Raw genomic sequence first — 24456 nt, forward strand, 5'->3', positions numbered from 1 at the left:
CCAGCGATGAAAGCGAGGGCTGCCGCGCCGAGCGCGACGACGGCGGCCGAGTATCCGATTGCCTTGGTCATGGTTGAGGTCCGATGATGGACGGTGGGGCCGGAGGTACTAGTTCTACTTCCGGCCCCTCGCGGTCAGTCCTTCTTCCGCTCCCCAGCCTTACGCCACAGCGCGAGGGCTGTGATGAGGGCTGCGGTGGCGGTGATCAGCTTGACCACGTTGTCCACAATCTCGGACATTCCACCTCCTCTCTGTTGTTGTGGTCTCAGTCTACACGCGTGTAAACACTCACGCAACTAGAGAAGGCCATCCCGTCGATACCTCGCGACGCGGGCCTCGTAAGCCTCGCGCTGCATCCGCTGATAGGGCGTCCAGAGGTCGGGACGGTCGGTGATGTCGACGCCATCACGACGCGGACGAGCCCCCGGAGGCTCCGACCCCGCGCGGAGGTAGAGGAGCTCCAGGCGCTCGTCGGGAGGGCCGAGCTTGGCGCCGGGTCGAGGGTCCATGCCGGCAGGCTACGCCGGGGCGGGGACACCCGACAGCCACTCGATCACCGTCTCCTGTGGCACGAGCTTGCCGCCCCACGCGTCGAGGCCGACGTGGAGGCTGTGCCCGTGGGCGCGCTCCGCGCCGTGCGTGTGGCCGTGCAGGAGCGGAGTGCCGAGGTCCGGGAGGCGGTACTGCGGATAGCGAGCCGCCTCGGCCCCACCTCGCGCAGGCCCCTCGCCCCACGAGGCATAAGGGAAGTGCGAGAGGAGGAGCTCGCGGCCGACGAGCTTTCGGCGCAGGAATGGCGCGACCGTGTCGAATACCTCCAGCCACGCCGGCATGTCCTTCGCGAACGTCGAGCGGTGCATCGGGTGGACCGGGTCGTGGTTGCCGGCGACGAGGTGCTTGGTGCCTGGGAGGCCGCTGAGGAGCGCCAGGGCGTAGCGAGCGTCGCGCGTGCGTCCCACGACGTCGCCGAGGACGTAGACCGTGTCGCCGGTCTCGACCGTGTCGAGCCACATGTCGACGAAGGCGTTGTCGTGGTCGCCCGAGGACTCGAAGCCACGATGACGGGTGGCGACGTTCTCGTGCCCAAGGTGGAGGTCGGACGTGTAGAAGACGCGACCGGTCATCGGGCGCCCACCCAGTCGCACGAGAGACCGCCCTTGTAGGGCGCAGAGTAGACGACACACTGGACGGTGCGGCCATCCTGGAGGGTGATCGACTCCTGACGCAGGGCGTCCGTTGAGGCACCCTGCTCGGCGCCCGTCGCCGCGCACCCGGCCAACGTGGCGGCGAGGACGACGGCGCCGAGCGCGGCGAGGGCTCGGCGGGTCACTGGCGGCCCACGCTCAGGTCGAAGCCCGGGAGGATGTTCTCCGGCTTGAGGATGATGCGCGTGTGGTAGACCGACACGTCGATGCCTTCGAGCTGCGTCGAGATGAAGGTGACGTTGTCGGACAGGCCGAGGTAGTGCTTCCGGTAGTCGTTCTCGCCGTGCTTGCACGTCACGACGAGGTCGCCGTCGCGAGCGATCGAGCATCGGCCCTCGACGGAGAACAGAACCTTGTCGGTGATCGCGTTGATACCGACGATGAGGCGCTGCACCTCGAAGTTGTCGGCCGCGGTCGAGATGTTCTCGCTCGCCTTCTTGGCGTCGGAGGTGCAGCCCGTGAGAGCGGCGGCGGCGACGCCGAGGGCGAGGATGGCGGCGGCGATCTTGGTGCGGGTCTTGCGGATCATGCGAGGGCCTTTCGGATTGTGGCGGTGCGCTCGACCGAGTACTCGGCGAACGCGGTGAGGTAAGGGAGGTCGAGGGGACCGTCAGAGGTGGGGTCGAAGCCTCGGGCGGCCAGGGCCGCGACAGTCGCCTCGGGAGCCATTGCGACGCGGACAGCGTCGAGCTTGGCCTCGGTCCGCGCGAGCACGTCGAGGAGCTCGACGGTCGCCGAGGACGAGAGGAAGGGCACGCTGCCGGAGCCCGTGGCGATGTTGGACTCGGCGTAGGCCCGCCAGCGGGCATAGCGAGGGTCGGTCATGCGCCCGGGCCCGCCTCGTCGGCATCCGCGGCGCGCACGAGCACGAGACGCGAGACCGCGACCTCCCGGGGGACGCGCGTGGAGTGCTGCCGGATACGGATGCGCCCCGCGCCGTAGCGCCGCGAGATGACGTCGTGGAGCTCCTGCGCCTTCGGCCCGAGCTTGACGACGTCGCCGACCTGGAAGGGGCGCGGGGCAGTCGCCGGCTGAGCCTCGCGGAACTCCGCGCATGCGGTCTCATACTCGCGGTGTGCGTCGGCGAGTTGCTTCGTCGCCTCGATCAGTCGAGAGTGCGCCCGCGTCTTGCGCTGGGCAGCGTCGGCCAGTGAGGTCATGCGAGGGTCTCACTGGCGCGGAGGAGCCGGGTCGACACAGGGATGGTCGGGTCGTTGACGATGGTGGCGATAGCGGCGAGCTTGGCGAGGGCGTCGTCGCGCTCAGCGATGACCGCTTCCACCGCGCGAACAGCGCGCGCGATGCCGTCATCGTGGGCGGCGTCGCCGGGCAGGGCTTGGGCGGAGGTCATGCGAGGGCCTTTCGGGTTGAGATGCGGGCGTAGGGCTCGACGAGGTGACGCTCGCGCCACTCGTAGTCAGCGACGAAGCGAAGGGGGATGCCGGCAGCCGCCGAGGTGATGCCCCGCTGATAGGCGGACACCTGATAGGCGATGCGCCGGGCGCGCCGGGTGGCGAGGAGGTCGAGGAAGCCGGCCACGCGCTCCACGAGCGGCGGAATGCTGAGGGCTGCGGCGAGCTCGTCGCGGAGCGCGGCGACCGCATCCGCGAAGACCTGGAAGTCCGTGCGGGGCTCCTCGATCACCGGGAGGCCGAAGGCGCGGTCGCGCGCGGAGCGGGGCTCGTGGGGTACGCGGCGTTCGCCGGGCTCGTCGTGGTCGTCGGCAGCGTCGATGTGCATGGTGATCGGGATGCTGCGGGTCGTAGGCGGCAAGGTGAGGGTCACGCGGCGGGCCGCTCGTAAGCCGCGGTCACAGCGACGCCGCGGGAGGCGAGGGCACGGGCGAAGCGGCGGGCTCGACGGTGCGAGCCGCGGGCGCTGTCGTGGTAGCCGGCTTCGTGCTGCCACTTGGCCTTTGCGACCGCCTGATCGAAGAGGCGGCGCAACTCGTCGTTCTGGAGGTGAGGCCAGCGGTCAGCGGTGCGCTTGGCGAGGGCGGCGGGCGAGGGTGCGTAGTAGCCGACCAGGAAGCACGCGGCAGCCGCGACGCAGACGAGGACGAAGTAGAGGAGGGGGTCCATAGGGGTTGCCTTTCCCGGCACAGGCCCGTCCCGGGCCTCGTCTTGCGTGAGGCCCGGGACAGGGGAGGGAGAGTGTTGGTGAGAGGGAAGGCCGCCAGTAGGGCGACCGCTGCCCACTAGGCGCGGCGGCGCCGGATGAGGAGGACGGCGATAGCCCCGAGAGTGAGCGCCAGCGCGAGCGCGAGGGTCGCGGCCACGGCGAGGAGGGCGGTCACTCGGCTGCCTTCCGGTGCTCGAAGATGCCCAGGGCATCGAGCGCCGTCGTCGTGATGTTGGCGACGCGCGCGGAGCCCTCCCGACGGATGGCGAGTTCGATGGGCGGCGTCGTCGCGGTCACGCGGTAGGCGCGGATCACTTCGACGAGGGCGCCGTCAGGGGCGCCGAGGCGGAACGTGTCGCCGGGGCGAAGGTCACGCGCCGGCAGCTCGCTCTCGGGGTTCGGCGTGGCGTCGATGGTCATGCGACTCGCCGCCCCTCAGCGGCGCGCTCCCAGAGCTGACCGGGCACCTTGTCGAGGACGGCGAGGTAGAAGGCGAAGCCGCCGCCGCGCTCGACGTTGGCGACGTGCTTCTCGACGGCATCCGCGGTCAGCGGACGACGAGAGTGCATGCCGACGAGCGGCGCGACGGGACGGGTGGGCGATGGTGCGGTGGTGTTCGTCATGGCCCCACGCTACTCGCGCGAGGCTACATGCGCAAGGCGCCTTGCGCGTCTATTCGTGTCCCACGACGCGGATGGGCGCCGGCTCGTCGTCGAGGGTGGCCGAGACGGGGATCGGAACGGACCCCGACATCCTCGGCAGCCCGAGCGTGCGAGCGTCGCGCACTGCCGCAAACCATTCCACGATGCTGTCGGCGCGGCTGTCGAAGTCGCCAAGCGTCACCTCGGGCAGCCCCTCGGGTGGCGCAGGGAGGAGGCTCGCGAGGCCGGCGAGAATGGCCGTCGCCTCGACCGAGGCCCCGACACCTCCCTCGGTGTCGATCAGGTACTCGTAGAGGTCCGCGGTGGCGGCGAAGTATGCAGAGAGGAGCGGGCCGACGATGACGCCATCTTCATCGTGCGCCCACGGGTGGCGGTCGGCGGTGATCGTGCGGGCGTCGGCGACTAAATGGCGCGCGGCGACCTCGACGAGAGAGTGGGGCATGCTGGCTTCGCTCCTGCGGGGGGTCACCTTGCCCGCACGACGCTTCGGGGACGTCATGGGGGGAAGGGCGGAGGTCCAGGCTGGACGGCGCTGTCCGGGTTGCTGAGGCCCAGAGGGACGGAAGGGACGGTTTGAGCGTCCCTTCTCTATTCCTTCTACTAGCGAGCAAGCACTAGAGAGAGGAATAAGGAAGGGACGCTTGAAGTGTCCCCTTCGTCCCCGGCGTAGTCCAGCCTGGGTCTTTCATTAGAAGACACTAACCCGATATATCGTCGCGTCGCTCGCCACTCAGGCCGGCGCAGGGGTGTAGTACTCCGGCGCCTCGTCGCGTGAAGGCTTGAGTACCCCTGAAACTCTGGGGCTGCGGTCGGCAGGGTAGAGGAGGAAGTGGTCGTAAGTATCAGATAGGTAACGACGCCGTGCGTCTACGTCCGAAGAGGCCCATACGTCAGCCCAGGTGCCGCCGAGCTCTTCGCGATGCACCGTGCGCTCTGCGGGCGCGGCGAGGAGAGCGTCGCGCCGCTGCTGGAGGTCGGCAATCTCGGGGGCAAGCGCGAGCACGTCGGCCCCCGGCGCCGCGATGGCAGCACTCAAGGACTGGATGCGCTCGGTGAGCTGCGCAACGCCCTCGGTCAGTGCGGGCGCCGTGTCGCGCTCGACGTACCGCACCGCGCGCAGGCGGCCGAAGGCGCCGAGGTACTCCTGCGTGATGGCGGCCTCGACGATGTCGGCCTTCACGCGCAGGCCGCCTGGGTGGGCGAGGGAGCCGCGCGCCTCGGCGGAGCACCGATAGTAGGCGTGCCCCTGGGAGGAGACCACGTACACCTTGAAGTCGCACACGCCACAGAAGACGAGGCCGGAGCCGAGGCGTGCCGCCTTGCGTGTCCGTTGCCGGCCGCGCCCCTCGCCGTGCGAGAACCGGGCACGTAGCTGGAGGTGCTCGTCGAGAGTGAGGATGGGGTCGAACGCCTGGAGCGGGAGGCCGTCGCGGTCGAGCACGGGGGAGCCGTACCTCGCTGCGTGAGGGTCGGCATTGCGGCCGGTGCGGGCGATACGGCCGAGCAAGGACTGCGATGAGAGTGCCTGGATGAGACTCGGCACCGCCCAGAAGCCGCGCGCGAGGTCGCCGTCGAGAGGCTCCCCCTTGAGAAGCGCCAGCCGGTAGGGGGATCGCGGGGTCGGCACGCCCGCGCGGGTCATAGCCTTCGACACCGCCGTCGCGCTCTCGCCGTCGATGAGGCGCTGAGCGGCGGCGCGGATGTCGGCGGCCTCCGTCGGGTCGACGACGAGGATGCGCCCGCCCCCGGCAGGGTTCGGCGCCGAGCGGTAGCCCCAGGGTGCCGGCCCGCGACCGGTGAATCGTCCCGCCTCCTGGAGACGTGCAATCGACGCCTTCCGCCGCGACACCATGACGTCCCGCTCACCCTTAGCCATCTCGGAGGAGAGCGCGAAACGCAGGCGCCAGTCGCTCCCAGAGTCGGAGCGGATGCCCTCGCGGGCGAAGTAGGCGAGTGCGGGCGGCAGCTCGCCACGTCGCGCCTGTGCTTCGCGACGGTCGATGACTCGAATGACCTCGGCGTCCTCGCCGATGCCCTGCCGGCTGTACCGGTCGACGCTGTAGGCGGCGAGCACATCGGCCTCGCCGTCGCGAAGCATGCGCAGGGCCTCTTCGGCGTTCTCCCGCTTGCGCCCTCCACTCTTACCCTCATCGTCGAAGGCCGCGACGATGTCCCATCCCTCTCGCTCGGCAAGGGTGTAGAGGTCGTCGCGCTGGCCCGTCATCGACGTAGACTCGATGGTTGAACGCGAGAGTCGCGAGTAGAGCACGGCCCGAGGACGTTTGTTCTTGGCGTTCGTCATGCGTGGAAGGTTAGCAATAGGTCGTATGGAATACATCTAGCATGACCTATTACCAACGGGCGTGTCGGCGACAAGCAAAAGCCCCCACCCTCCAAGAGGAGAGCGGGGGCTTTCGAGTTTCCGGCGACTTAGCGCGGCGTGCGGAGGATGATGACCGTGCGCTTGCCAGTCAGCCAAGTGCCGCTTGAGGTGGACGACACGACTTCCCAGCCCTTGCGGATCAGCTTCTCAGCCTGGCGCTCGGTGCGGACGGTCTTGGTCTTGAACTGGTCAGCCATGCGGTGCGGTCCTTTCGGTGTTCGGTCGATGCTATCGCGCCGAGCGCCTTACGCGTCGAGCACGTAGGCGCGCGGCGATATGGGGGAGGAGGAGCGCTCCCCAGGCCAGGCCCGCGAGGGGAAGGCCAAGGGGGCCGAGGTCGTCGGGATTGATCACGCCGCCTCCGCCATCTGATCGCCGTGGCAAGGGCAGGAGGGTGCGCCGAACTCGTCGAGCCACTTGCGGGTCATGCGGACGATGTAGCCCGACCCCTCTGCGCAGGCGACCTTGAGCATCCGCGTCCCCTGCTTCTTCGCGCCGTCGTCGCCGGCCGCGTTCATCGTCAGCGCTGCGTGAGGGTAGGCGCCGAGGCGCTCGCCGATGGCCGCCAGCTTCGCCTTGAGCTCGTCGCTCTCGGTCGTGGCGGTCATCTTGCCTTCGAGGCCGAGCGCCTTCGCGATGCGAGCGAACGGGGCGCCGTGCCCGCTCTGGTCGTTCGCGTGGTTGACGGCGTGGACGAGCTCGTGGGTCAGTACGCCGAGGATGCGCGTGGTGTCGTCGAGCGAGGGAGCGATGAAGACCTGGCCGATGCCGTCCGTCGCACTCTTCGGGTGCCAGCACTCGCCCAGCGTCGCGGCGGCGCGGGACGAGCCCCAGCCAACCGACACACGGACGACGGGGAGCTCGTGGCCCAGCTCGGCGAAGAGGGGGCGGAGCTGCTCGACGGCGGCGACGAGCCACTGCTCGCGCGTAGCGAAGTGCTGTGCGAAGAGTGATGCGTCACGGCTCGGTCGAGCGGGAGCGAGGTCGATGGAGGTCACGGGTCTGCGGCGGTTGTTCGTCATGTGTTCAGCATAGACGCGTGTAAACGCACACGCAACTAGGCGTGTTTCACGAGACACGAGACGCTCCCATCTCCCGCATGAGCACTTCAAAGGCATCGTCCTTGAGCTTGCGAACAGGCCGCATGCCGGGCGACTGGAACTTGCGCTTAGGCGGCTTCCACGTCGGCGACGACTTGCGGGTCATGAATGCCTCAACCGACTCCCGGGGCCCCGACGCCGGCTTGGGCCGAACCTCCTCCGCGAGATACCAACGTGTTCGCCCAAGGGGTGCGTCCTCCGTCGGCTCGTCGCGGAACACTACAGCGACGCGCTCGGTGATGATCGGCTCCATGTAGCCGCCTCGCGTCGAGCGGTCACGGATGAAGCCCACGCCGTCGGGCGTGATGACGTGGTGGCCTACACGAAGGTGATCGTTCACGCGGAGACCTCGACGCCCAGCTCGCGGCGCATGGTGCCGAGCGCTTCGGTTCGCGTGCGCTGCACGGCGGAGCGCGACATGCCGCGCCGCTCGGCAACCTCGGCGTCGGACAGGGGGCGGTAGTCGGAGAAGCCGTAGGCATCGCGGACGACGAGCGTGGCCTTCTCGTCGTGGGCGATGGCGGCAAAGGCCGCTGCGCACATGGCCTTGGCCTCCACGCTCGCATAGCCCCGTTCGGTGAGGATCGCCGAGGCCGCGTCGAGGTCGCGGCCGTGACCGTGGCCCTCCTCGCCGTCCTCCGTCAGGCCCTCCAGCGAGTCCCACGACCGGAGCGCCTCGCGCACCGAGTGGAACGTCTCGACCGACAGGTCCATGGATGGCGCCAGCTCCGCCGCGAGTTGGATGTCGCCCCCGGCCTCCGCGAGAACGGCCATGAAGCGGGACATCGTGCGCGCCGGCACGGTAACGGCGCTGGGGGAGGGCAGCTCGGCGTCGATGGTGCGCGCGATGGCAGGGCGAATGTTGCCGGCCAGGCGCTCCCCCTCACAGGTCGCGACCGCTTCGACGAAGCCGAGGAGGACGAGCGAGCGCACCTCGTCGATGTCGACGCCTGAGTCGCGGAGGCGGCGGTGCTCGCGCTGCGTGGCCTTACGGATTGCGGGGGCGTACTGGTCGATGAGCGCCTCATAGGCGCGCTCATCGCTCAGCTTGGCTGCGGCGATGAGCTCGCGTTCGACCTCCAGGGGGAGCGGCTCCAGGGGGCGGGTGGGGGCGGTGAAGACGCGGGCGATGGCGGTGGTGAGCATGACGTTTCCTCTCGTGTGCTCTGTTGGATGGGCCCGAGCACGCGCGAGTAACGCCTCGCGTGCAAACGCACACGCGGCGGACCTACGGCGAGGGCGCGACGAATAGACGCGCGCCTACGCCGTAGGCCGTGCGAGCTTGGGGTGCGATGACAGTAACACGCGTGAGGCGCCTCGCGCGTGTCTGCTCATCTGGCGTGTCGGAAGGTCGTGCTAGTCGGCGTCCTCGTGCGCCTCGATGGCGAGGTCGAGCTGCCGCGCGCGAGCGCTCAGAACGCGGGCGGCGCGGTCGAGGTCGCGCTCTGCGGCGACCACAGCGGCACGCACCTTGAGCCGTCGCGCGTCGCTGACGACGGCGAAGGTCGGGTCGCTGACCGTGCCGCTCGACTTGCCGCCGCCCTCGCCGCGAAGGCGGGCGCCGGGCTGCCACTGGATCGCTGAGGAGGCGACGAGGGACTTGGCGGCGTGGCCCGCGGCGGCGGCGAGGTTGTCGAAGAGGTCGCGGTGGGAGAGCGTCATGGCATGGGGGTCTTTCGGGGGAGAGGGGCATGGCACCGGCCGGAGCCGGTGAAGTCGGTGCGGAGGCGGTCGCCACCGCACGACGGGCAGGGGAGGAGGTCTCGCTGGCGCTGAGCCATCGCCATCGTCGCGACGAGGGCGCCGAGGGGAGGCATGACGACGACGGCCATTACCAACCCGCCAGCGGGTCGGCGCCGTAGGCGGCTCCCCAGTTGCGGCCGGTGACGTCACCGGTCGCCGTGAGCGGGACGCCGTAGAACGGGCCGGTCATGACGCGGCCGAGCTCGCGCGCGATGTCCTCGGCCTCTGCCTGCGGGGCTTCGGCGAGGACTTCGTCATGGATCACGAGGCGCAGGTAGTCGCCGAGGCCGGCGTCGAATGCATCGACGATTGCCTGGGCGGCAACGTCACGAGCGGTCGACTGGATCACATAGTTCAGGGCCGCGTAGAGGCGGTCGCGGTCGAGCGGCAGGTGTCGGCCCGAGACGGTCACGACCTCGCGCTTGCCGAACTCGGCGCGCCGCTGGAGGCGGGCGGCGTACTTCTTCACCTCGGGATAGACGCGGTCATACTCGGCGATGGCGTGGCGCACATCGTCAATCGGCGCGCCGGTCTGCCGCGACAGGGTCGTCGCCCCGCCGCCGTAGACCTTGCCGAACGCGACACCCTTGGATAGGGAGCGCTGTGGTTTCGTGAACGCGTCGCCGTAGATGAGTGCTGCCGTGTAGCCGTGGAGGTCGACGCCGTCGATAATCGCCTGTTTCATCGCCTTCACGTCGGCCAGTGCGGCGAGCACACGAAGCTCGACCTGGTCGTAGTCGGCGGAGATGAAGACGTTGCCGGGGTCTGCGACGATGGCGCGGCGCACCATGAAGTCCGACGAGGGAAGCTGCTGGAGCGGCGGGCGAGAGACCGACATGCGGGCGGTGCGCGCCTGCAGCCCGCCGATGCTGGCGTGGATACGGTCGTCGCTGTCACGCAGGTCGAGGAACGCCTGCCCGTAGCTGGTCGCCCACTTCTCCGCGCGCTTGGCGCGGACGACCGCGTCGGCGAGCGGGTTCGGCTCGCGAGCGCCGATGCGCTCCCAGGTGCGCATCTCCAGGTCGGCGAGCGGCAGGAGCACGCCCTTGTCGACCTTGAGCGCACCGGAGTCGGTCGTCTCCGTCAGCGTCTCGCCCATGCCGACGAGGGCGGCGGCAATCTGTGCGGTCGAGTTGACGTTCTCGACGCCGTAGCGCGCGGCCTTCTGTCGGAAGGTCGCCGCCTCGTCACCGAGTGTGCCGACGAGCCCCTCGGTGTACGGGACATCCAGACGCATGCCCTTGCGCACCATGATCGACAGGAGCGCGGAAAGGTGATGCTCGAACTTGGACAGGTCATTCAGCGCCAGGTCGCGGATGAGGGGCGCAAGCTCGTGGAAGAGACGAGTGACGAGGATGACGTCGAGGCCGGCGTAGAGCACATAGGTCGGGTGATCGATGGGGATGTACCGCCACCCGTTGTCCTTCGTGCAGAGCTTCCCGGTCTCGGGGTTGCGGATCGTGCGGAAGACCGCGTGCAAGCCCTCCTGTGTGTCGGGTGCGGCGTCGTCCACGTAGATCGCCGACAGCGGCTTGAGGGAAAGGCCGGCGCCGCCTTCGTGCGGCTGTCGTGGGTCGAGGAGGTGGGCGAGAATGCGCGTGTCGACGACGCGGGAGGCGAGCTCCTCAATGCGGACGCCGAGGTGGCGGTCGATGACGCGCACGTCGAACTCGGCATTGTGGATGACGAAGACGCGGTCCTGTCGAAGGGCGGCGACAATGGCTTCACGGAAGAGGTCGACGCGGAGCACCCACGCTTCGAGCGCGTTTCCGAACTGCACGAGGCGGACGCCGAAGGCAGCACCGTAGATGTCGAGGCCTGTTGTCTCGGTGTCGAGGCCGATCACCTTGTCGCCGCGGGACAAGAACGCCCAGAAGCCATCGAGCTCGTCGCGGCGCTCCGGCATGTGGACGTGGCAGAGGTCGCCGGAGACGACGTGAGTGTGCGTGATCATGCTGCGCCTTCGGGGGAGGGGAGGGGGCCGACGACGGCGGGGAGATAGGGGTAGAGGGTGCGGGTCATCACGGCGGGCCGGATGAGGCGGCACGCGGGGCAGCCCGGGACGATGTCTGTGGTCTGCGCGATGTGCGTGTGCGGCGCGCGGTCGGTGCGGATCATGGCTCTCCAGCGCTCGGGGCGCGTGTAAACGACGACGAGCCCCGCCCCTTCGGTCTGTCGGCAGCGAAGGGGCGGGGCGTGTTGCGGGGGAAGGGAGGGGCTAGAGGATGCCCTCGGTGCGCAGGAGCGCGTAGGCGATGGCGAGGTCGATGGCTTCGCCGTCGAGGTCCGTGCGCTCGTAGAGCTCGGTCGCCACGGCGGAGACCGAGAGGGCCCGGGCGTCACCGGAGACCTTCGGCTTCGCCTTCGGCTTGTCCTCGACGCCGAGAAGCTCGCGCTCCCAGTCGGCGAGCGGCTCCTCCGGCGTCGTCGTGTCCTGCGCGGCGCGGTACGCCGAGACGATCCGCTCGACGCTCACCACGACATCCGCGGAGATTGCCGCGCCATTACGCATCTCGTAGTCGCCGTCGGCGTCCGTGTAGGGCTCGTCGATGCGGACGGCGTCGCCGACCTTGGGGGCGTTCGCGCCGAGCTCGTCGCGGGCGTCGAGGTAGAACTTGGCGCCGCCCGATCGGTAATACGGGCGCTCAGTCACGATGTAGAGGTTGTCGATGCGTGCCACGGTGGGCCTTCCTGCTAGATGACGTCGTTGAGGTCGACGCCCTTGATGGTGGGTACGGAGGGAGAGGCCGCCAGCGGGGCGGAAGCTGCCCGCGCGAGTTTCGGCACGTCCTCATCGAGCTCGCTCTCGGCGATGCGGTCGACCGCCCGTGAGCGGCGGATGCCGTCGATGACCCACTTGCCGCGCGTCTTGCGCTTGGGGAAGCCACGCTCTCCGAGGGCGCCGTAGAACGCGCGTGAGCTCCAACCCTTGAGGTCGCGGTGGTTGTGCTCGTCGGCGTACTCCTGGAAGGCGCGGAAGAGGACGGTCGCCTCGATCTGCGCCTCGGGGTCAGCGGCGAACTCACCAGGGAGGAAGCCCTCCAGGACGTCCGACTGCTCGCGATACTCCTTGGTCGCGGCCGTCACGCTGGCCGGATCGCCGAGGCCCTGCGCGTACCACTCGATTGCACCGCGGACAGCCCAGGCGAGGATGCCCTGCCGCTCGTCGAGGAGCTTCTGCCCGAGCCGAGTGTCTCGCTCGTCCGGCGCAAAGTACCTGACGAAGGGAAGCATCTTGACGCGGCGCCAGAGGCCCTCGTCCTGCCCGCGGAACTGCGGCTTGTTGTTCGTGGCGAGGAGGAGGAGGAACGTCGGCCGGAACTCGAAGAACTCCTTGCGCATGAAGCGCGCGGCGATGAGGTCGCGGCCAGTGACCCGCTTGAGCACGGCCTCGGCCATCCGCTTGCCGGCCTCTCCCTCGGATGCCATGACGAGCCGGGCGCCCTTGAGAGCTGCGAGGTCATTCGGGATGCCGCCGCTCGGTCGTTCCTCGAAGGTCGAGAACGGCGTCGTCACGGTGAACTCGCGGAACACCTCAGTCAGGGTGTCGGTCAGGACACTCTTGCCGTTCGCGCCCGTACCCCAGAGGACCGCGAAGCACTGGTCGACGGTGTGCCCGGTGATGCCGTAGCCGATCAGGCGCCGGATGTAGGCCGGCATGCCGGGCTCGTCCGGGAACACCTCGCCGAGGAAGCCCTCCCATCGCGTCGCCTTCGCCTTCGGGTCGTAGTCGAAGTCGAGGCGGCGGGTGAGGAGGAGAGTCGGGTCGTGCGGCTGGAGCTCGCCCGTGCGCAGGTCGAGCACGCCGTTACGAACGGCCATAAGGTCCGGGTGCCGGTCGAAGTCATCGAGGACCGCGGGAACACCCTGGACCGCCTGGAGCTCGCGAAGCATCGAGTCGATGCCACGCGTCGTCTGGACGTGCGCGGCGTACCGCTGGAAGCGGGCGGCCCGCTTCTTCGGCGCCTGATCGTCCTCCGACGCGGACTTCGCCATGACGGCCGCCTCGATGGCGAGACGCTTGACGATGTCAGCGACCTTCTGCGCGTGTGTGCGGATCGCCTGCCGCTCGTCAGGGCGCCAGACGCCGCCGTCGAGGAGGAGGAAGCCGGCCTCCGGTGTGTAGCGCACGCCCGAGTCGATGCTCTCGACGTAGTCGCGGAGGTAGCGGGCACCGCCGAGGTCGGTGAGCGAGTAGCGGGACTCGTCCCACGCGAGGAGGGCGGCAGCCTTGGACTCGACGGGCTCGGCGGCGGCGATGGCGCGGATCACCTCACGTGCAAATGCGCCCGGGTTCTGAGCGCGCCAGTCGGTGAGGTCGAGACCGTCGCCGACATTCAGCACGCGCACGCGGATGTCGCGGTCGGCGAGACCCTTCGCCAACGTCGCGGAGAATCGACGGCCGGCAGGGTCACCGTCGCCCGCGACTACAGCCTCACGGTCTCCGATCCACGCGGCGACCTCGTCGATGATGGCGGGGTTGCCGACGCGAGACGCGCCAGCGATGCCGATGGTGTCGTAGCCGAGCGCCGCCCCCGTGAGAGCGTCGCCGGGGCCTTCGCACACGAGCACCTCAGGCCAGCCCGACTCACCGGGGAACCACCCGAGCGGGGACCACGAGCCGCCCTCGGGTGACTTCGGCCCCTGCCAGCGGACGGCTGCATCGGCCTCCAGAGCGCGAGCCTGGAAGTTGCGCGCGACGCCCTCGGGCGTGCGGAAGGGGACGACGAGGCGCGGGCCTCCGCCGATGTCGTCCACGTAGCCGAGGCCGAGTCGGGTCATGTCCTCGGGGGCGAGGCCGAAGCGGTCAGAGGCGTAGGCGTATGCCTCGGCGACAGGCGACTCGCCCGCGAGGGGGTTACCGATGAGAGCCGCGGCGTATCCGTCGAGGCGCATCGCGAGCGAGGCGATGGCCGCGGGCGTGGCCGGCAGGGCGGCGGTCGCCCGCTTCGCCTTCGGCACGTCATCGCCGACACCGAGGCGCGCGAGGTCGCGCATCGTCATGCCGAGTGCTGCCATGACGTCGGGCGTCTTGCAGCCCGCGCGGCACGCGACGAGGACGTTGCCCTTGTCGCCGGTCGTGACGCGGAGCGAGGCGTGGGAATCGGCGTGTGCCGGGCACGTTGCGAGGTAACCGTCGGGGGTCTCCTCCACGCCGCCCAGGCGGTCGAGAAGGTCGGAGAGGGTTTGCATGGGGCTCCTAGTCGATGAAGGTGCGGAGGATGGCTTCGGCGAGAAGCGGCGGGACGGCGTTGCCGATCTGGAGGAACTGCTTCCCCTTGGTGCCCTGGAAGGGGAACGGGCGGGGGTAGGTCTGAAGGGTCGCGGCCTCCGCGGGCGTCAGGCGCTCGGTGCTCCCCACCCAGTCGGGCTGCGAGGTGTAGCGCGCGAGTTTTGCGATGGGTTCGGCGCCTCCGGTTTCGGTGCCACCGCCCGTGATCGTGGGGGCCGGTCGGTTCGTGAGGCCGCGCCACGTGGGAGGGAAGGACTGCACGGCAGCGAGCTCCTCCGCTGACAGACGGATACCGTCGTTGCGGCTCTTGGTCGAGCCGTTGAAGCGGTTGGCGGTCGCACCCGGATGGGGCACGAGGTCGCGACCGGCGACAGTCAGAGCCGGGCGCTTCGCGGGCCACTCCGCGTCATAGGGCGTGCCGCTCTGGTCGTTGACCCGCGCACGAACCTCGGCGGCGACGTCGACCCAGCCGAGCGCCTCGGCCATGGACACCCACTTGGCGACCCCCTCGTCGAGGCGTTGCGGGTCGCGCGGGTAGAAGCGCGAGTGCGTCGGCCGCGGAAGGCGGGCCACGCCGCCATCGCGGCGCGCCACGAGGATCGCTCGGCGGCGCGTCTGCGGTACGCCGTGCTGCTCCGCGTTCACGATGCCCGTCGCGACGGAGTATCCGAACTCTTCGCGGAGAACTACGGCAATCGCCTCCCAGACAGGGAGGACGGTCGGCACCTGCTCCAGCGCGACATACCGGGGTTTGTCGCGGTAGACGTACGCCAGAGGCGTCAGCACGAGGGCCGTGCGGTCGTCCAGTCCAGCCTTCTCAGCGGCGCGGCGGAGGCCGTCATCCGGCAGCGCCCACGCGCGGGAGCGGATCAAGCCGAGGACGTCTTCGAGCGCCTTCCGGCCCGCACCCTTACCCGCTGTCGAGAACGTCTGGCACGGCGGCGAGGCGATGAGGAGGTTGTATGCATCGAGCACGGCGAGGGCGTCAGCGGAGAGGAACGTCCGAGGGAGGAGGCCGTCCCACACGTCGCGGTAGATGGTGGGCATACCTGCTGCCTCGCGGGTGGCGACGGCCTCGGGCATGATTTCGACGCCATGCTCGGCGATGCCGAGGCGCCGACTAGCGACGCCCCAGCCAGTGCCAGCGAAGAGGTCGAGGGCGATGAGATTTGGAGTCATGCCGAGGAAGGCCGCCAGTCGACGCCCAGGTGCCCGCTAGTTGACGTGCACGCGGCGGCAGGCGGGGCGGCGAGCGTCGGCGTCGCGGATGTGCTGGAGCACGCGTGTGTAGGTCTCGACGTCCATGACCGCGTAGCCGTCGGCCGTGCCCTTGCCGGGGCGCTTCACGAAGGCGACACCGAACGGATGGCCGGCGCGGCGGGCCTGCACGTTGGCGCCCGCGACCCCGTCTCGGAACGCGGCGACCATGTCCCGGTAGCTCTTCGCCTGGCCGACGAACGGCTCGATGCCGTGGAGGTCACCGACGTCGAGAGCGCCCGACTGCGCGACACGACGGGCCGGGATGCCCGCTGCCGTGAAGTGCTTGACGAGGTCGGACTCCCAGCGGGTGCCTTTGGCCTTGGAAGGGCTAGCCATGTCGGGGCCCTGCCAGTGCGACCGATGGGGAGTATGCGAGTCCCACGAGCACGGCGAGGCGCCAGGCGAGAGGGTTACGAAGCCGCAAGACGAAGCGGGCGCGCGCAAGGTGATAGCGCCAACCCGAGAGCGGAGGCACCGGGTGAATCCAGGTCACGCCAGCGCCTCCAGCCTCTCCGGCTGGTAGCCCTGCCAATGGTCGGCGAGGTCGTTCTCCGCGCCGAGGTAGACGGCCACGACGGGCGCGGCCTTGTACCCGAGGACGCCGGTCACGTAGGTGTGCGCCTCGGCGTGCTCGGGGACGGCGAGGTCGACGACCGCGTAATGGACGCCGAGCTCGTCGAGCTTGCGCTTGGTCATCGCGCACTGGACGCAGGAGGGGCTCGTGTAAACGGTGATCTGACGCGAGGGGTTCATGCGGGGTCTTTCTGTAGACACGTAGGCCCCCGCCCGGGCGGAATGCCGGGCAGGGGCCAGAGGGGGACGGTGTTACGGGATCAGCACAGCGAGCGCGCAGAGCACGAGGAGCAAGCCGCCCACGAGGACGGCCGGCGAGATGTGGATACGCGACGCCAGGTCAGGCGTCGGGCTCGTCATCCGCGACGACTTCCTGAATCGTCCAGGCCGCGAGGCCCGACTGCGAAAGGTCGAAGATGGTGGTCTGCTCGCGCTCAAGGAAGCGCTCCTGCGCTGCGTCGGCGTTCGCGGCCTGAACGACGACGGGGCCGAGGCCCGCGCCGCCGTTCACGGTCGTCACACCGACGGAGAAGAACGGCGCCACTACGCCGCGGCCTTGATGTCGGTGATCGCCGACTTCGTGAAGCTCACGGTCTGGCCGGCGCGCGGGCCGTTCTTCGCCACGAAGCTCGTGGGGACGAGCTTGAGGACAGCGGACGCCTTGCCGTCGCCATCGGCGAGAGCGTCGGCGAGGATGTCCTCGGTGCCGTCGTAGGCGAGGTCGCGCACGAGGCCCCAGGAGCCGGTCTGGAACTTGAAGATGCCCAGGTCGGGGTCGGCGGCGAGGCGGAAGTAGAGCTCCGTGTCGGGCACCGGGCCGAGGCCGTCCTGCCCCTTCTGCTTGCGCTCGGCGAAGCTCAGCGAGGCGTCCGGGTCGGGCTCATCCGTCGGGTTGCCGGAGTCGTCGAGCTTCCACTCGCCGTCCGTCGCGTAGACGAGCTTGTTGGCGCGCGACCAGAAGACCATGCGCTGACGGATCGGCTTGACGATGACGATGTCGACCTCGGCGGATGCCGTGAAGACCTCGATGTCGTCCTCGCCCTTGGTCTCGAACTTCTGCGGGGCGTCGCCGCCCAGAAGCTCGTGGACCTTGGCTGCGACCTCCGGGTCGCCGGTCGTGACGCGCCACTCTTCGAGCGAGGCGGGTCGCCCGTTCACGGAGTGGCCGGCGCGGAAGCGACCGACGACGTCGTCCGCGAAGGACTGACGCAGCTTCGGCTGCGTCGCGGGGTCGGTGCCGAATACCTTGAGTGCCATATGGTGATGTGCTTTCGTCTGGCGGCGTTGTGCGCCGCTCGGATGGGGACGAAAGGGAAGGCCGCCAGTAGGGGAGCGTCTGCCCAGAAAGCACTTGACCCCCGCCCCGAGCGTGTGCTAGGGCGGGGGTCGGGTTGCTACTCCTCGGTGCGGTCGAGGAGCGTGGGGGTGTACTGCGGGTGTTTCGGATCGTCCAGCTCGTAGGCGTCAAGCGCCTCCGGGTCCGGGTCTTCGATCACGCGGGCGGGAGCTCGCGGACCGGTCCCCAGGTGCGCTCTACCTCTGCGCGAGGGCGAGCCGGCATGAACTGGAGATGCGACCCCGCCGCCCGGTAGAGGCCGTTCTCCAGGGGTGTCCAGATGTCACCGTCGGAGTCGCGCAGGCGGGGGAGCGGAGCGGGCGACGTAGCGGGCGGGTCGAGCTCGGCGGCCAACTTGCGCAGGCCGGCAGCCAGGTCCGCGCGGACGGCTGCCGCGAAGGCGTCAGCGTCGAGCGAAGGCTTGAGCTCGACCGTGGCAACGGCCGCCGTCACGCCTTGCTCCCGAGGAGGACGAGGCGGCCGAGGCTGCGGATGTGCTCGACGCTCTCCGGCTTGAACTGAGTGCCGCCGCTGTACGACGCGTACCACTTGCCGTCCTCGGCGAGAAGGTACGGGTGCTTCATCGGTCGCCGTCCCATCGGGTAGCGGTCGGCCGCCTCGTAGTAGCCCGGCTTGGTCGGGAGGGGCGGCTCCTGCCGCTTGACCTCGACGGTGAAGCCTTCGCCGAAGAGGGTGTTCAGCCGGACATCCAGCCCGGCAACACTCACCGTGCGATAGTCCCGGCGCGCCTCTTCGACCTCGCCGACGATAACGGTCTCGCCCTTCGTGGCGCGGACGATGTCGCCTGCGGTGGCATCGGTGGCTTGTCGGATGGATGTGAACGTCATGAGCGGTTGCCCTTCTTGGGGTCGGGAGAGGTGGAGGTGAAGCGGGAGAGGAGCGCGCGGCGCGGCTTGACGGACTGGACCGTCGAGCCTTCGACCTCCCAGTCGACGAGGTAACGGTCTCCGGGCAGGACGGTCTTGACCTTCCCGTGGATGCGACCGTTGCTCGACGCGACCGGCGAGCCGGCTGCGAGCTTCTTCGGCGGCTCGGGGTAGAGGTGCACCGGGCCGAGCGGTCGGCGAGGCCGGACCTGGGGGCGGAGGCTGAGGGTCACAGGCTGACCCCCGCGTCGTCGAGGATCGCGATGGCGCGCTCGACAGCGGCGGCGTGGACTCCGGCCGTCGTGCTGTCCTGCGCGGCGCCGGCCGACAGGGTCGCGAACGAACGCGAGGCGTCGGCCTTCTTCGCCTGTTCGGTGCGGAGGGCCTCGCCCTTCTCGACCAGGCGGGCGCCGAGCGGCTTGGACTTGAAGGTGGGGAATGCCATGGTGGGCCTTTCGTGGAGAGGTGCGGGTCAGTCGGTTGTCGAGGTCTCGGGGACGAGACGCGTGAAGGGGAGGTAGCTCTCGGGGTCGTTGATGTCGGCTTCGCCGAGGAAGTAGGGCTTGGCACCCTCGTCCCGGATGCGCCACACGTCCCCGTCCGTATCGACGTAGTAGCCCGCGGCGGTCGGGAGCTGCGGCGGAGGCGGCGGCAGGACGGTGACGGTCACGCCCGGCGTGGACGGGAAGACTCCGGTGTAGAGGCTGCCGCCGTGCGAGACGGGCGCCATGAGGACGAGCTCCCCATCGAAGTCGACGCGGGCGAGCTGGCCCTCGACGTCACGCGCCGGGTCGTCGACCTTCGCGATACGAACGCGGGCGCCGGCCTTGACGTCTGCCGGCCAGGTCGCGGCCCTCACAGGACCGGGCCCTCGACGTAGACGCGAACCGGCGCGTACTGGTCGCGGAGCTCATCGAGCGACTCCGAGCCGACGGCAGCGCCCTCGGTCATCGTGTAGAGCCCGTCGTCGGCGCGATACCAGAGGTCGCCGTCCGCGTCGATCACGACCGCGGGGGCTTCGGAGGTGCCCGGGTCGGGACGCAGGACGGTCGCGAGCTGGCGCTCGACGAAGTTCGGGTCTGCCGCCACGGACTTGTCGACGAGGTCGCGGAGCTGCGCGTTGGACAGTGAGCTGATGGCCTGACGGATGATGACGGCGGAGGTCATGAGTTGGTCCCTTCGGGGTTGAGGAGCTGGAGGTGAGCGGCGGCCTTGGCCGTGACGGCAGCGACGGAGTCGCCGCGGATCGTGAAGTCGGCGACTTCCTCGACGTCCCGCGATGCCGGCTTGGCGTTCTGGCCGTAGCGGTCGCCGCTCGTCGCGGGCGAGGTGGTCGTCTTCGCGATGCGGATGTGGGCGGTGAACGACGAGGAGGTCACAGGGGGAAGTCCTCCAGTTCGCCGCGGTGCTTCGGCTCGCCCTTTTTCACCCACGGCAGCCGCGCTGCGGTGTGGCCGCGGGCGACGCTGGCGTCGAAGTAGCCGCGCTCGATCAGCCCGACGTCGGTGAGCACTTCGAGGAGGTCGACGTAGTCGCCCCACGGCATCGCCTTGTCGATGTAGAGGTGCGAGTGGCCGGGCGTGCTCGACGGCACGAGCTTGGCGGGTATGTCGATGTCGAGGACGACCTTGTGGAGGTTCTCGTCACTTCCCTCGACAGGCACGACCTTGGACGTTGCGACCGTGGCGTTGGCGACGTCGCGGGTGTACTCGCGGTAGGGCGCCTCGGTGTAGTCCTTGTCCTCGTCGATAGCCTGGACGACCTCCAGGAGGAGCCCCGGGAGGGGCACCTCGCGGAGCTCGGTGGTGCCGTCGGCTGCGGTGACGAAGTAGCGGTCGGCGGTCACGCGGCCACCTCCTCGGAGACCTCGGGCTCGCCCTGACGACGGATGCCGCGGGCGATTGCGCGGAGCGAGCTGCGCTGCGCCAGGAGCCGGGCGCGGCGGCCGTCATGGTTACGCGGCAGCTTCGCGGCTGCGGTCGCGCGGTCGAGGCGACGGCGGACGGCGCGGTCCTCGGCCGACTCGATGCCGGCGAAGACGTGCTTACCGGTCGTGTTCAGGCCGCGGAGGATGGCGAGCTGGAAGGTGTTCGGCGCGGTCACTTGGCGACCTCCAGTCGGACGAACGGCGAGATTGCATGCGCCCGGGCGACCGAGGCCAGCCCGTCCGCGACCCACGCGCCGTGAGTCACGTTCGTGTAGTACCAGCGGCCGGCCTCGCGGAGGAGGCGGATGCCGCTCGCGGCGGCGGGGTTGGCGACGTCTCGCTCCTGGATGTAGAAGCCGGGCTCCGTCGGCAGCGGCTTGGGCGCTGCCTTGATCAGCTCGAAGGTGAAGCCCCGGCGTTCGTAGCCGGCGAGCGTCGTCCGGTCGGGCGCCTCGCCGATGGAGAGCTCCGGGAGGTAGGCGCGGCTGGGCGACATATCGCTCACCGTGCTCTGGACCGAGGTGGTGCCCTTCGTGGCGCGGACGATGTCGCCGAGCTTGATGTCCTTCCGGGCGATGGGGGTGGGCGTGCTCATGGGGAGCAACTCCTCTCACTGGTGGTTGTGAGAGGGGAGGCCGCCAGTTCCGCGCAAGCTGCCCAGAAACGCAGAAAGCCCCCTCACGAGGAGGGGGCGACACGCGCAAGTCAGTTTGCGCGTGAGAAGGTCGAGGAACTAGTATCTAGGTGAGACAAAGGACGTCTTCCGACGAGCTTGGGGAAGACGAGGAAGACGGCCAGAGGCCCCCGACTGGAGCAATGCGCTCGTCGGGGGCCTCTCTCATCTACGCCGCGGTCGCCGGCTTGGCGATGCCCAGAGGGCGCGCCAGCATCGGGCCGGGCATCGACTTGATACCGGGGATGCGACGGAACGTGTCCGCCGCCAGCACCTCGGCGATGCGCTGCGACCGGCGTGCGCCCATGAAGGGCAGGAGCTCGCGCATAGCGGCGGCGGCGCGGGAGCCCTGGAGCTCCGCGTGCCACATGGGCGATGCCGGCGCTGGGCGGTACTGGAGCCGGATCGAGGTGTCGAGAAGCGACGCCACGCGCCCGACCGTGTCGCGGTCGGTCATACCGACGCGGATGCGCGGATACTTTCCGCGCTGGAGGTCGAAGGTCGCCTCGCCCTCACAGAGGCCGGCGAGCCAAATGACGTCTTCGCGGCTGCCGTGGATCACTCGGTCACCTCCGCGGGCAGCTTGACGATGCGGCCGAGCGAGTCGTCGACCACGGACACGTCACCGTAGGCGTAGCCCGTCCGCTTCTCCAGACGCACTGTCGTGCGCGTCGCCGTGAGCTTCTCGACGCGACCGACGACGAGCGACGAGGTGCGCCAGCCGGTCACCGCCGCGGCGACGCGGTCACCGACCTCGACGCGCTGGCCGAGGATGTCGGTGATATGGTCGCGCGCGGCGCTCATGCGGCCCGCCGAGCGGCCGGCTGCCGGCGACGAGGTGCGGCGGCCGTGGCCTCGCTCGGGCCAGACGCGATGGGGCGGCCGACGACGGCGGACTTGCCGCCCTTCTCGTAGTCGAAGATCGCACGGAGGTGGAGGAAGACCTCGAACATCTCTTCGTCGGCCTTGACCGGGACGAGCTGCCAGCCCTCGGGACGGACGTGGATGACCGCCCCGCCCGTGGTCTTCGGCATCGGCGTGCGCGTGCCGTCGGGGCGGAGGAGGCAGTCGGCGAAGCGGTACGCCGCGAGCTGGATGCCGACCTCCTCATGGATGCCGGAGCGCGTCGTCTTCGAGTCGCCGAAGACGACCTCGCCGTCGATTTCTGCGATCCAGTCGAACGACCCTGCATAGCGATGCGTATCACTCCAGACCGTCTCTTCCATGTGGAGGAAGCGCGGCTGCTTGACGTCGAGGAACTCCTTGAAGTGGTCGACGAACGGCACGAGGTCGGGGTGCACGCGGCCGACGTCCTCGCCCTTCGCGAGGCGCTCGAAGAGGTCATGCGCGGCGGTGCCCGTGTCGGCGGCGGCCTTGGTGTTGCGCCGGGCAGCGCCCTTGAGGTGGTCGATGGCGGCCTGCGGGTCGCGGAGGGTCATCTGCACGACCGTGCCGAGCTCCTCGACCGCCGCGGTTGCGACCATCTTGGCCTGCCACCACTGGAGAAACTCCTTGGGCAGCATGTTCAGGACGCTCGTCACGCCGGGGTACTTTTCGCCGCTGAGCGGCTCCACGTAGAAGCGGCTGTCTTGCCGCTTGATCGTGTTCACTTTGGGCGTCGTCATGTAGCGACTGCCTCCTCGTGTCGGGGGAATAGGGACACGAGGAGAGGCCGCCAGGAGGGGCCGGACTGCCCGAGGTTGCGGCGGCCGGCGCGGCGAGGGACGGAAGGGACGAATAGAGCGTCCCTTCCCTGTTCCTCCTGTTAGAGAGAGAAGACTAGAGAGAGGAATAGTGAAGGGACGCTAGAACCGTCCCTTTCGTCCCCGTCAGTCGCCGGTCGCCCGCGCTGCGGCGTCGCGAGCGGCCTTCGCGGCGCGTGTAAACGCTTCCGTGATCAGCTCGGCGCTGCCGTCAGAGGGCACATCGACATGTCGAACGCGGTTGAAGGCTGCGCGCGCGAGGTGTGCGACCTGGACGACCTCGGCGTAGTCGGTGATGGGGGCGCCGCCGTTGAAGGCGTGGAGCACCTCTGACTCGCGCTCACGCCGCTGGCGTCCGCGGTCTCGGGTCGAACCGGAGGTGAGGCCACGCTCGACGAGCTCCTCACCGTGGCGCTCATGGAGGATCGGCGAGATGTGGTAGCGGATGGCCGCCTGGAGCGACGAGCGCGCAACCTGAGGGATGCCGGCGTCGTCGAGCGCACCCTTCACAAAGAGGCGGTAGTCATATGACCGGCCGAGGAGGTCAGCCTTCCCGTCGCGGTCGTAGAAGTGCGTCCGGGCGTCAGCGAGAGTCTCCGCGGCGCCCTTCGTGGCGGTCGCGCGCTCCTGCGGAGAGTCAGCGTTACGCCATGCGCGCATGTGCTTCGCGGCGCGCTTGCGCAGTTCGTCAATCGCCGTGTCGGTGGGCATGGCACGAACGTACCACGGGGGACGACGCGCGTGTGTATTCGCACGCATGACACGCAGAAAGGCCCCGCCGCCCGATGGGTTCGGGAAGCGGGGCCTTGGACTCAGGTGACGATCGCTCGCACCTTGGCGGCGAGGTCTTCGAGCGTGCCGTCGTTGACGACCTCGTGGTCGACCTCGATGAGGTCGAGCTCCGTCTCGGAGCGGTGCGCGTCGGCGACGGAGTCAGTCGACGGGCGGATGATGCGCACGAGGACGCCCCCGTTGTCGCGGACGATGGCGGCCTCGTCGAGGAAGCGGACGTCGGTGAATGCGAGGAGCTCCCGCCAGACCCGCCGTAGGGGGCTGCCGCCGTAGGTCGCGATGTCCTCGTACTGGAGCGCACGATCGATGCGGAGCTGCGCGATGGCGGTCCAGACGTCGTGCCCGTCGAGGAGCTCGCGCAGGCCGTACTTGGTGCCGAGGGTGTCGCGGACGCCGTCGGTGCCCTCCGTCTGGAGGAGGCGGCGAAGCTCGGGGTAGCGGTCCTTGGCTCCGTCGTAGCCCAGCTCCGCGACCGCGTCGGAGTAGCGGACCCACGGCACGCCGCGCCGGCCATCGTCGATGCCGACGATGGGGTCGACAGCGGCGAGGTGGTCACGGAGCGGGTCAGCGAAGGCGGCGGCCGAGTACCCGAACTCCGCGACGAGAGTCTTGGCGGCCGTGTCCTTGCCGGAACGCTTGCGGCCAACGAAGCCGATCAGCGGCAGCGTCACGGGTTGACCGCCTGGACGAGGACGTAGGCGACAACGTGCTCGGACCCGGTCTTCGTGGCGCGGATGGTGTCGCCCTCGCGGATGTCGGCGAAGGCGATGGGGCGGGGTGTGGTGGTGGTCATGCAGAGATAGGCCGCCAGCCGGGGCGAACCTGCCCGGGAACGCCGAAAGGCCCCCGCCTCGAAGT

The 24456-nt window shown here is 69.5% G+C and carries 43 protein-coding genes; all 43 read right to left on the reverse strand.

Annotated features, from left to right (window positions below; all coding sequences use genetic code 11):
• Positions 1–296 precede the first annotated feature (296 nt).
• Positions 297–509, reverse strand: coding sequence for a hypothetical protein (locus I5I_RS15200; protein WP_036321737.1), 213 nt, complete (start codon positions 507–509; stop codon positions 297–299).
• 9 nt (positions 510–518) lie between these two features.
• Positions 519–1124 carry a metallophosphoesterase gene (locus I5I_RS15205; RefSeq protein ID WP_036321739.1) on the reverse strand — a complete coding sequence of 202 codons (606 nt, stop codon included), beginning with the start codon at positions 1122–1124 and terminating at the stop codon, positions 519–521.
• Positions 1121–1330 (reverse strand): hypothetical protein, encoded by a 210-nt coding sequence (locus I5I_RS15210; RefSeq protein ID WP_036321742.1) that lies wholly within the window; start codon positions 1328–1330, stop codon positions 1121–1123. Before I5I_RS15210 ends, I5I_RS15205 begins: the two co-directional genes overlap by 4 nt.
• Complete coding sequence (locus I5I_RS15215; protein WP_036321745.1) at positions 1327–1734, reverse strand: hypothetical protein; 408 nt, start codon at positions 1732–1734, stop codon at positions 1327–1329. The genes I5I_RS15210 and I5I_RS15215 overlap by 4 nt, the downstream gene beginning before the upstream one ends.
• Positions 1731–2030, reverse strand: a complete 300-nt coding sequence (locus I5I_RS15220; protein WP_036321747.1) for a hypothetical protein — start codon at positions 2028–2030, stop codon at positions 1731–1733. Before I5I_RS15220 ends, I5I_RS15215 begins: the two co-directional genes overlap by 4 nt.
• Complete coding sequence (locus tag I5I_RS15225) at positions 2027–2365, reverse strand: hypothetical protein (RefSeq protein WP_036321750.1); 339 nt, start codon at positions 2363–2365, stop codon at positions 2027–2029. The genes I5I_RS15220 and I5I_RS15225 overlap by 4 nt, the downstream gene beginning before the upstream one ends.
• Positions 2362–2556, reverse strand: coding sequence for a hypothetical protein (locus tag I5I_RS15230; protein ID WP_036321755.1), 195 nt, complete (start codon positions 2554–2556; stop codon positions 2362–2364). The genes I5I_RS15225 and I5I_RS15230 overlap by 4 nt, the downstream gene beginning before the upstream one ends.
• Positions 2553–2990, reverse strand: coding sequence for a hypothetical protein (locus tag I5I_RS15235; RefSeq protein WP_036321756.1), 438 nt, complete (start codon positions 2988–2990; stop codon positions 2553–2555). Before I5I_RS15235 ends, I5I_RS15230 begins: the two co-directional genes overlap by 4 nt.
• The gene (locus I5I_RS15240; RefSeq protein ID WP_036321758.1) at positions 2987–3286 is read right to left on the reverse strand and encodes a hypothetical protein; all 300 of its coding nucleotides are present in this window, start codon (positions 3284–3286) and stop codon (positions 2987–2989) included. Before I5I_RS15240 ends, I5I_RS15235 begins: the two co-directional genes overlap by 4 nt.
• Positions 3287–3497: 211 nt before the next feature.
• Positions 3498–3746, reverse strand: a complete 249-nt coding sequence (locus I5I_RS15245; RefSeq protein WP_036321760.1) for a hypothetical protein — start codon at positions 3744–3746, stop codon at positions 3498–3500.
• Positions 3743–3949: a hypothetical protein gene (locus I5I_RS15250; protein ID WP_036321762.1), complete on the reverse strand. Its 207-nt coding sequence runs from the start codon at positions 3947–3949 to the stop codon at positions 3743–3745. Before I5I_RS15250 ends, I5I_RS15245 begins: the two co-directional genes overlap by 4 nt.
• A gap of 49 nt (positions 3950–3998) precedes the next feature.
• Positions 3999–4430 carry a hypothetical protein gene (locus I5I_RS15255; protein WP_036321763.1) on the reverse strand — a complete coding sequence of 144 codons (432 nt, stop codon included), beginning with the start codon at positions 4428–4430 and terminating at the stop codon, positions 3999–4001.
• Positions 4431–4718: 288 nt separating this feature from the next.
• The gene (locus I5I_RS15260; protein WP_036321764.1) at positions 4719–6290 is read right to left on the reverse strand and encodes a recombinase family protein; all 1572 of its coding nucleotides are present in this window, start codon (positions 6288–6290) and stop codon (positions 4719–4721) included.
• A 128-nt stretch (positions 6291–6418) separates the two neighbouring features.
• Positions 6419–6568 (reverse strand): hypothetical protein, encoded by a 150-nt coding sequence (locus I5I_RS17220; protein WP_187289907.1) that lies wholly within the window; start codon positions 6566–6568, stop codon positions 6419–6421.
• Between the two features lie 153 nt (positions 6569–6721).
• The gene (locus I5I_RS15265) at positions 6722–7393 is read right to left on the reverse strand and encodes a SprT-like domain-containing protein (protein WP_187289970.1); all 672 of its coding nucleotides are present in this window, start codon (positions 7391–7393) and stop codon (positions 6722–6724) included.
• A 46-nt stretch (positions 7394–7439) separates the two neighbouring features.
• On the reverse strand, positions 7440–7811 hold the full coding sequence (locus I5I_RS15270) for a hypothetical protein (protein WP_036321765.1): 372 nt from the start codon (positions 7809–7811) through the stop codon (positions 7440–7442).
• Positions 7808–8617, reverse strand: coding sequence for a hypothetical protein (locus I5I_RS15275; protein WP_036321774.1), 810 nt, complete (start codon positions 8615–8617; stop codon positions 7808–7810). Before I5I_RS15275 ends, I5I_RS15270 begins: the two co-directional genes overlap by 4 nt.
• Before the next feature lie 210 nt (positions 8618–8827).
• Positions 8828–9133 carry a DUF7169 domain-containing protein gene (locus I5I_RS15280; RefSeq protein WP_036321776.1) on the reverse strand — a complete coding sequence of 102 codons (306 nt, stop codon included), beginning with the start codon at positions 9131–9133 and terminating at the stop codon, positions 8828–8830.
• A gap of 169 nt (positions 9134–9302) precedes the next feature.
• Positions 9303–11168: a DNA polymerase gene (locus tag I5I_RS15285; RefSeq protein ID WP_036321778.1), complete on the reverse strand. Its 1866-nt coding sequence runs from the start codon at positions 11166–11168 to the stop codon at positions 9303–9305.
• Positions 11165–11332, reverse strand: a complete 168-nt coding sequence (locus I5I_RS17225) for a hypothetical protein (protein ID WP_187289971.1) — start codon at positions 11330–11332, stop codon at positions 11165–11167. Before I5I_RS17225 ends, I5I_RS15285 begins: the two co-directional genes overlap by 4 nt.
• Before the next feature lie 100 nt (positions 11333–11432).
• On the reverse strand, positions 11433–11894 hold the full coding sequence (locus I5I_RS15290; RefSeq protein WP_036321780.1) for a hypothetical protein: 462 nt from the start codon (positions 11892–11894) through the stop codon (positions 11433–11435).
• 14 nt (positions 11895–11908) lie between these two features.
• Positions 11909–14407 carry a phage/plasmid primase, P4 family gene (locus I5I_RS15295; RefSeq protein WP_051039671.1) on the reverse strand — a complete coding sequence of 833 codons (2499 nt, stop codon included), beginning with the start codon at positions 14405–14407 and terminating at the stop codon, positions 11909–11911.
• A gap of 7 nt (positions 14408–14414) precedes the next feature.
• Positions 14415–15494: a DNA cytosine methyltransferase gene (locus I5I_RS16150; RefSeq protein WP_187289972.1), complete on the reverse strand. Its 1080-nt coding sequence runs from the start codon at positions 15492–15494 to the stop codon at positions 14415–14417.
• 168 nt (positions 15495–15662) lie between these two features.
• Entirely contained in the window at positions 15663–16043 is a 381-nt protein-coding gene (locus I5I_RS15305) for a hypothetical protein (protein ID WP_051039673.1), read from the reverse strand.
• A gap of 153 nt (positions 16044–16196) precedes the next feature.
• A complete protein-coding gene (locus tag I5I_RS15310; protein WP_036321782.1) occupies positions 16197–16460 on the reverse strand; it encodes a glutaredoxin family protein in 264 nt (87 codons plus the stop codon).
• A gap of 160 nt (positions 16461–16620) precedes the next feature.
• A complete protein-coding gene (locus tag I5I_RS15315; protein ID WP_036321784.1) occupies positions 16621–16824 on the reverse strand; it encodes a hypothetical protein in 204 nt (67 codons plus the stop codon).
• Positions 16824–17537 (reverse strand): recombination directionality factor, encoded by a 714-nt coding sequence (locus tag I5I_RS15320; protein WP_051039674.1) that lies wholly within the window; start codon positions 17535–17537, stop codon positions 16824–16826. The genes I5I_RS15315 and I5I_RS15320 overlap by 1 nt, the downstream gene beginning before the upstream one ends.
• Before the next feature lie 235 nt (positions 17538–17772).
• Positions 17773–18069 carry a hypothetical protein gene (locus I5I_RS15325; protein ID WP_036321787.1) on the reverse strand — a complete coding sequence of 99 codons (297 nt, stop codon included), beginning with the start codon at positions 18067–18069 and terminating at the stop codon, positions 17773–17775.
• Complete coding sequence (locus I5I_RS15330) at positions 18066–18464, reverse strand: hypothetical protein (RefSeq protein ID WP_036321790.1); 399 nt, start codon at positions 18462–18464, stop codon at positions 18066–18068. Before I5I_RS15330 ends, I5I_RS15325 begins: the two co-directional genes overlap by 4 nt.
• Entirely contained in the window at positions 18461–18736 is a 276-nt protein-coding gene (locus I5I_RS15335) for a hypothetical protein (RefSeq protein WP_148285581.1), read from the reverse strand. Before I5I_RS15335 ends, I5I_RS15330 begins: the two co-directional genes overlap by 4 nt.
• Entirely contained in the window at positions 18733–18948 is a 216-nt protein-coding gene (locus tag I5I_RS15340) for a hypothetical protein (RefSeq protein ID WP_036321801.1), read from the reverse strand. The genes I5I_RS15335 and I5I_RS15340 overlap by 4 nt, the downstream gene beginning before the upstream one ends.
• Before the next feature lie 27 nt (positions 18949–18975).
• Positions 18976–19362 carry a hypothetical protein gene (locus tag I5I_RS15345; protein WP_036321803.1) on the reverse strand — a complete coding sequence of 129 codons (387 nt, stop codon included), beginning with the start codon at positions 19360–19362 and terminating at the stop codon, positions 18976–18978.
• Positions 19359–19670 carry a hypothetical protein gene (locus I5I_RS15350; RefSeq protein ID WP_036321805.1) on the reverse strand — a complete coding sequence of 104 codons (312 nt, stop codon included), beginning with the start codon at positions 19668–19670 and terminating at the stop codon, positions 19359–19361. Before I5I_RS15350 ends, I5I_RS15345 begins: the two co-directional genes overlap by 4 nt.
• The gene (locus I5I_RS15355; protein ID WP_036321814.1) at positions 19667–19882 is read right to left on the reverse strand and encodes a hypothetical protein; all 216 of its coding nucleotides are present in this window, start codon (positions 19880–19882) and stop codon (positions 19667–19669) included. Before I5I_RS15355 ends, I5I_RS15350 begins: the two co-directional genes overlap by 4 nt.
• Positions 19879–20349, reverse strand: coding sequence for a hypothetical protein (locus I5I_RS15360; RefSeq protein ID WP_036321817.1), 471 nt, complete (start codon positions 20347–20349; stop codon positions 19879–19881). Before I5I_RS15360 ends, I5I_RS15355 begins: the two co-directional genes overlap by 4 nt.
• Positions 20346–20606, reverse strand: a complete 261-nt coding sequence (locus I5I_RS15365) for a hypothetical protein (protein ID WP_036321818.1) — start codon at positions 20604–20606, stop codon at positions 20346–20348. The genes I5I_RS15360 and I5I_RS15365 overlap by 4 nt, the downstream gene beginning before the upstream one ends.
• Complete coding sequence (locus tag I5I_RS15370; RefSeq protein ID WP_036321821.1) at positions 20603–21025, reverse strand: hypothetical protein; 423 nt, start codon at positions 21023–21025, stop codon at positions 20603–20605. The genes I5I_RS15365 and I5I_RS15370 overlap by 4 nt, the downstream gene beginning before the upstream one ends.
• A gap of 247 nt (positions 21026–21272) precedes the next feature.
• Positions 21273–21665, reverse strand: coding sequence for a hypothetical protein (locus I5I_RS15375; protein WP_036321822.1), 393 nt, complete (start codon positions 21663–21665; stop codon positions 21273–21275).
• Positions 21662–21907 carry a hypothetical protein gene (locus tag I5I_RS15380; RefSeq protein WP_036321823.1) on the reverse strand — a complete coding sequence of 82 codons (246 nt, stop codon included), beginning with the start codon at positions 21905–21907 and terminating at the stop codon, positions 21662–21664. Before I5I_RS15380 ends, I5I_RS15375 begins: the two co-directional genes overlap by 4 nt.
• Positions 21904–22728 (reverse strand): hypothetical protein, encoded by an 825-nt coding sequence (locus I5I_RS15385; protein ID WP_051039675.1) that lies wholly within the window; start codon positions 22726–22728, stop codon positions 21904–21906. The genes I5I_RS15380 and I5I_RS15385 overlap by 4 nt, the downstream gene beginning before the upstream one ends.
• A gap of 204 nt (positions 22729–22932) precedes the next feature.
• Complete coding sequence (locus I5I_RS15390) at positions 22933–23517, reverse strand: hypothetical protein (RefSeq protein WP_036321824.1); 585 nt, start codon at positions 23515–23517, stop codon at positions 22933–22935.
• 101 nt (positions 23518–23618) lie between these two features.
• Complete coding sequence (locus I5I_RS15395; RefSeq protein ID WP_051039676.1) at positions 23619–24269, reverse strand: hypothetical protein; 651 nt, start codon at positions 24267–24269, stop codon at positions 23619–23621.
• Positions 24266–24391 (reverse strand): hypothetical protein, encoded by a 126-nt coding sequence (locus I5I_RS17830; protein ID WP_275574475.1) that lies wholly within the window; start codon positions 24389–24391, stop codon positions 24266–24268. Before I5I_RS17830 ends, I5I_RS15395 begins: the two co-directional genes overlap by 4 nt.
• Positions 24392–24456: the final 65 nt, after the last annotated feature.

Source organism: Microbacterium sp. B24, assembly GCF_000333415.1.
GTDB lineage: Bacteria > Actinomycetota > Actinomycetes > Actinomycetales > Microbacteriaceae > Microbacterium.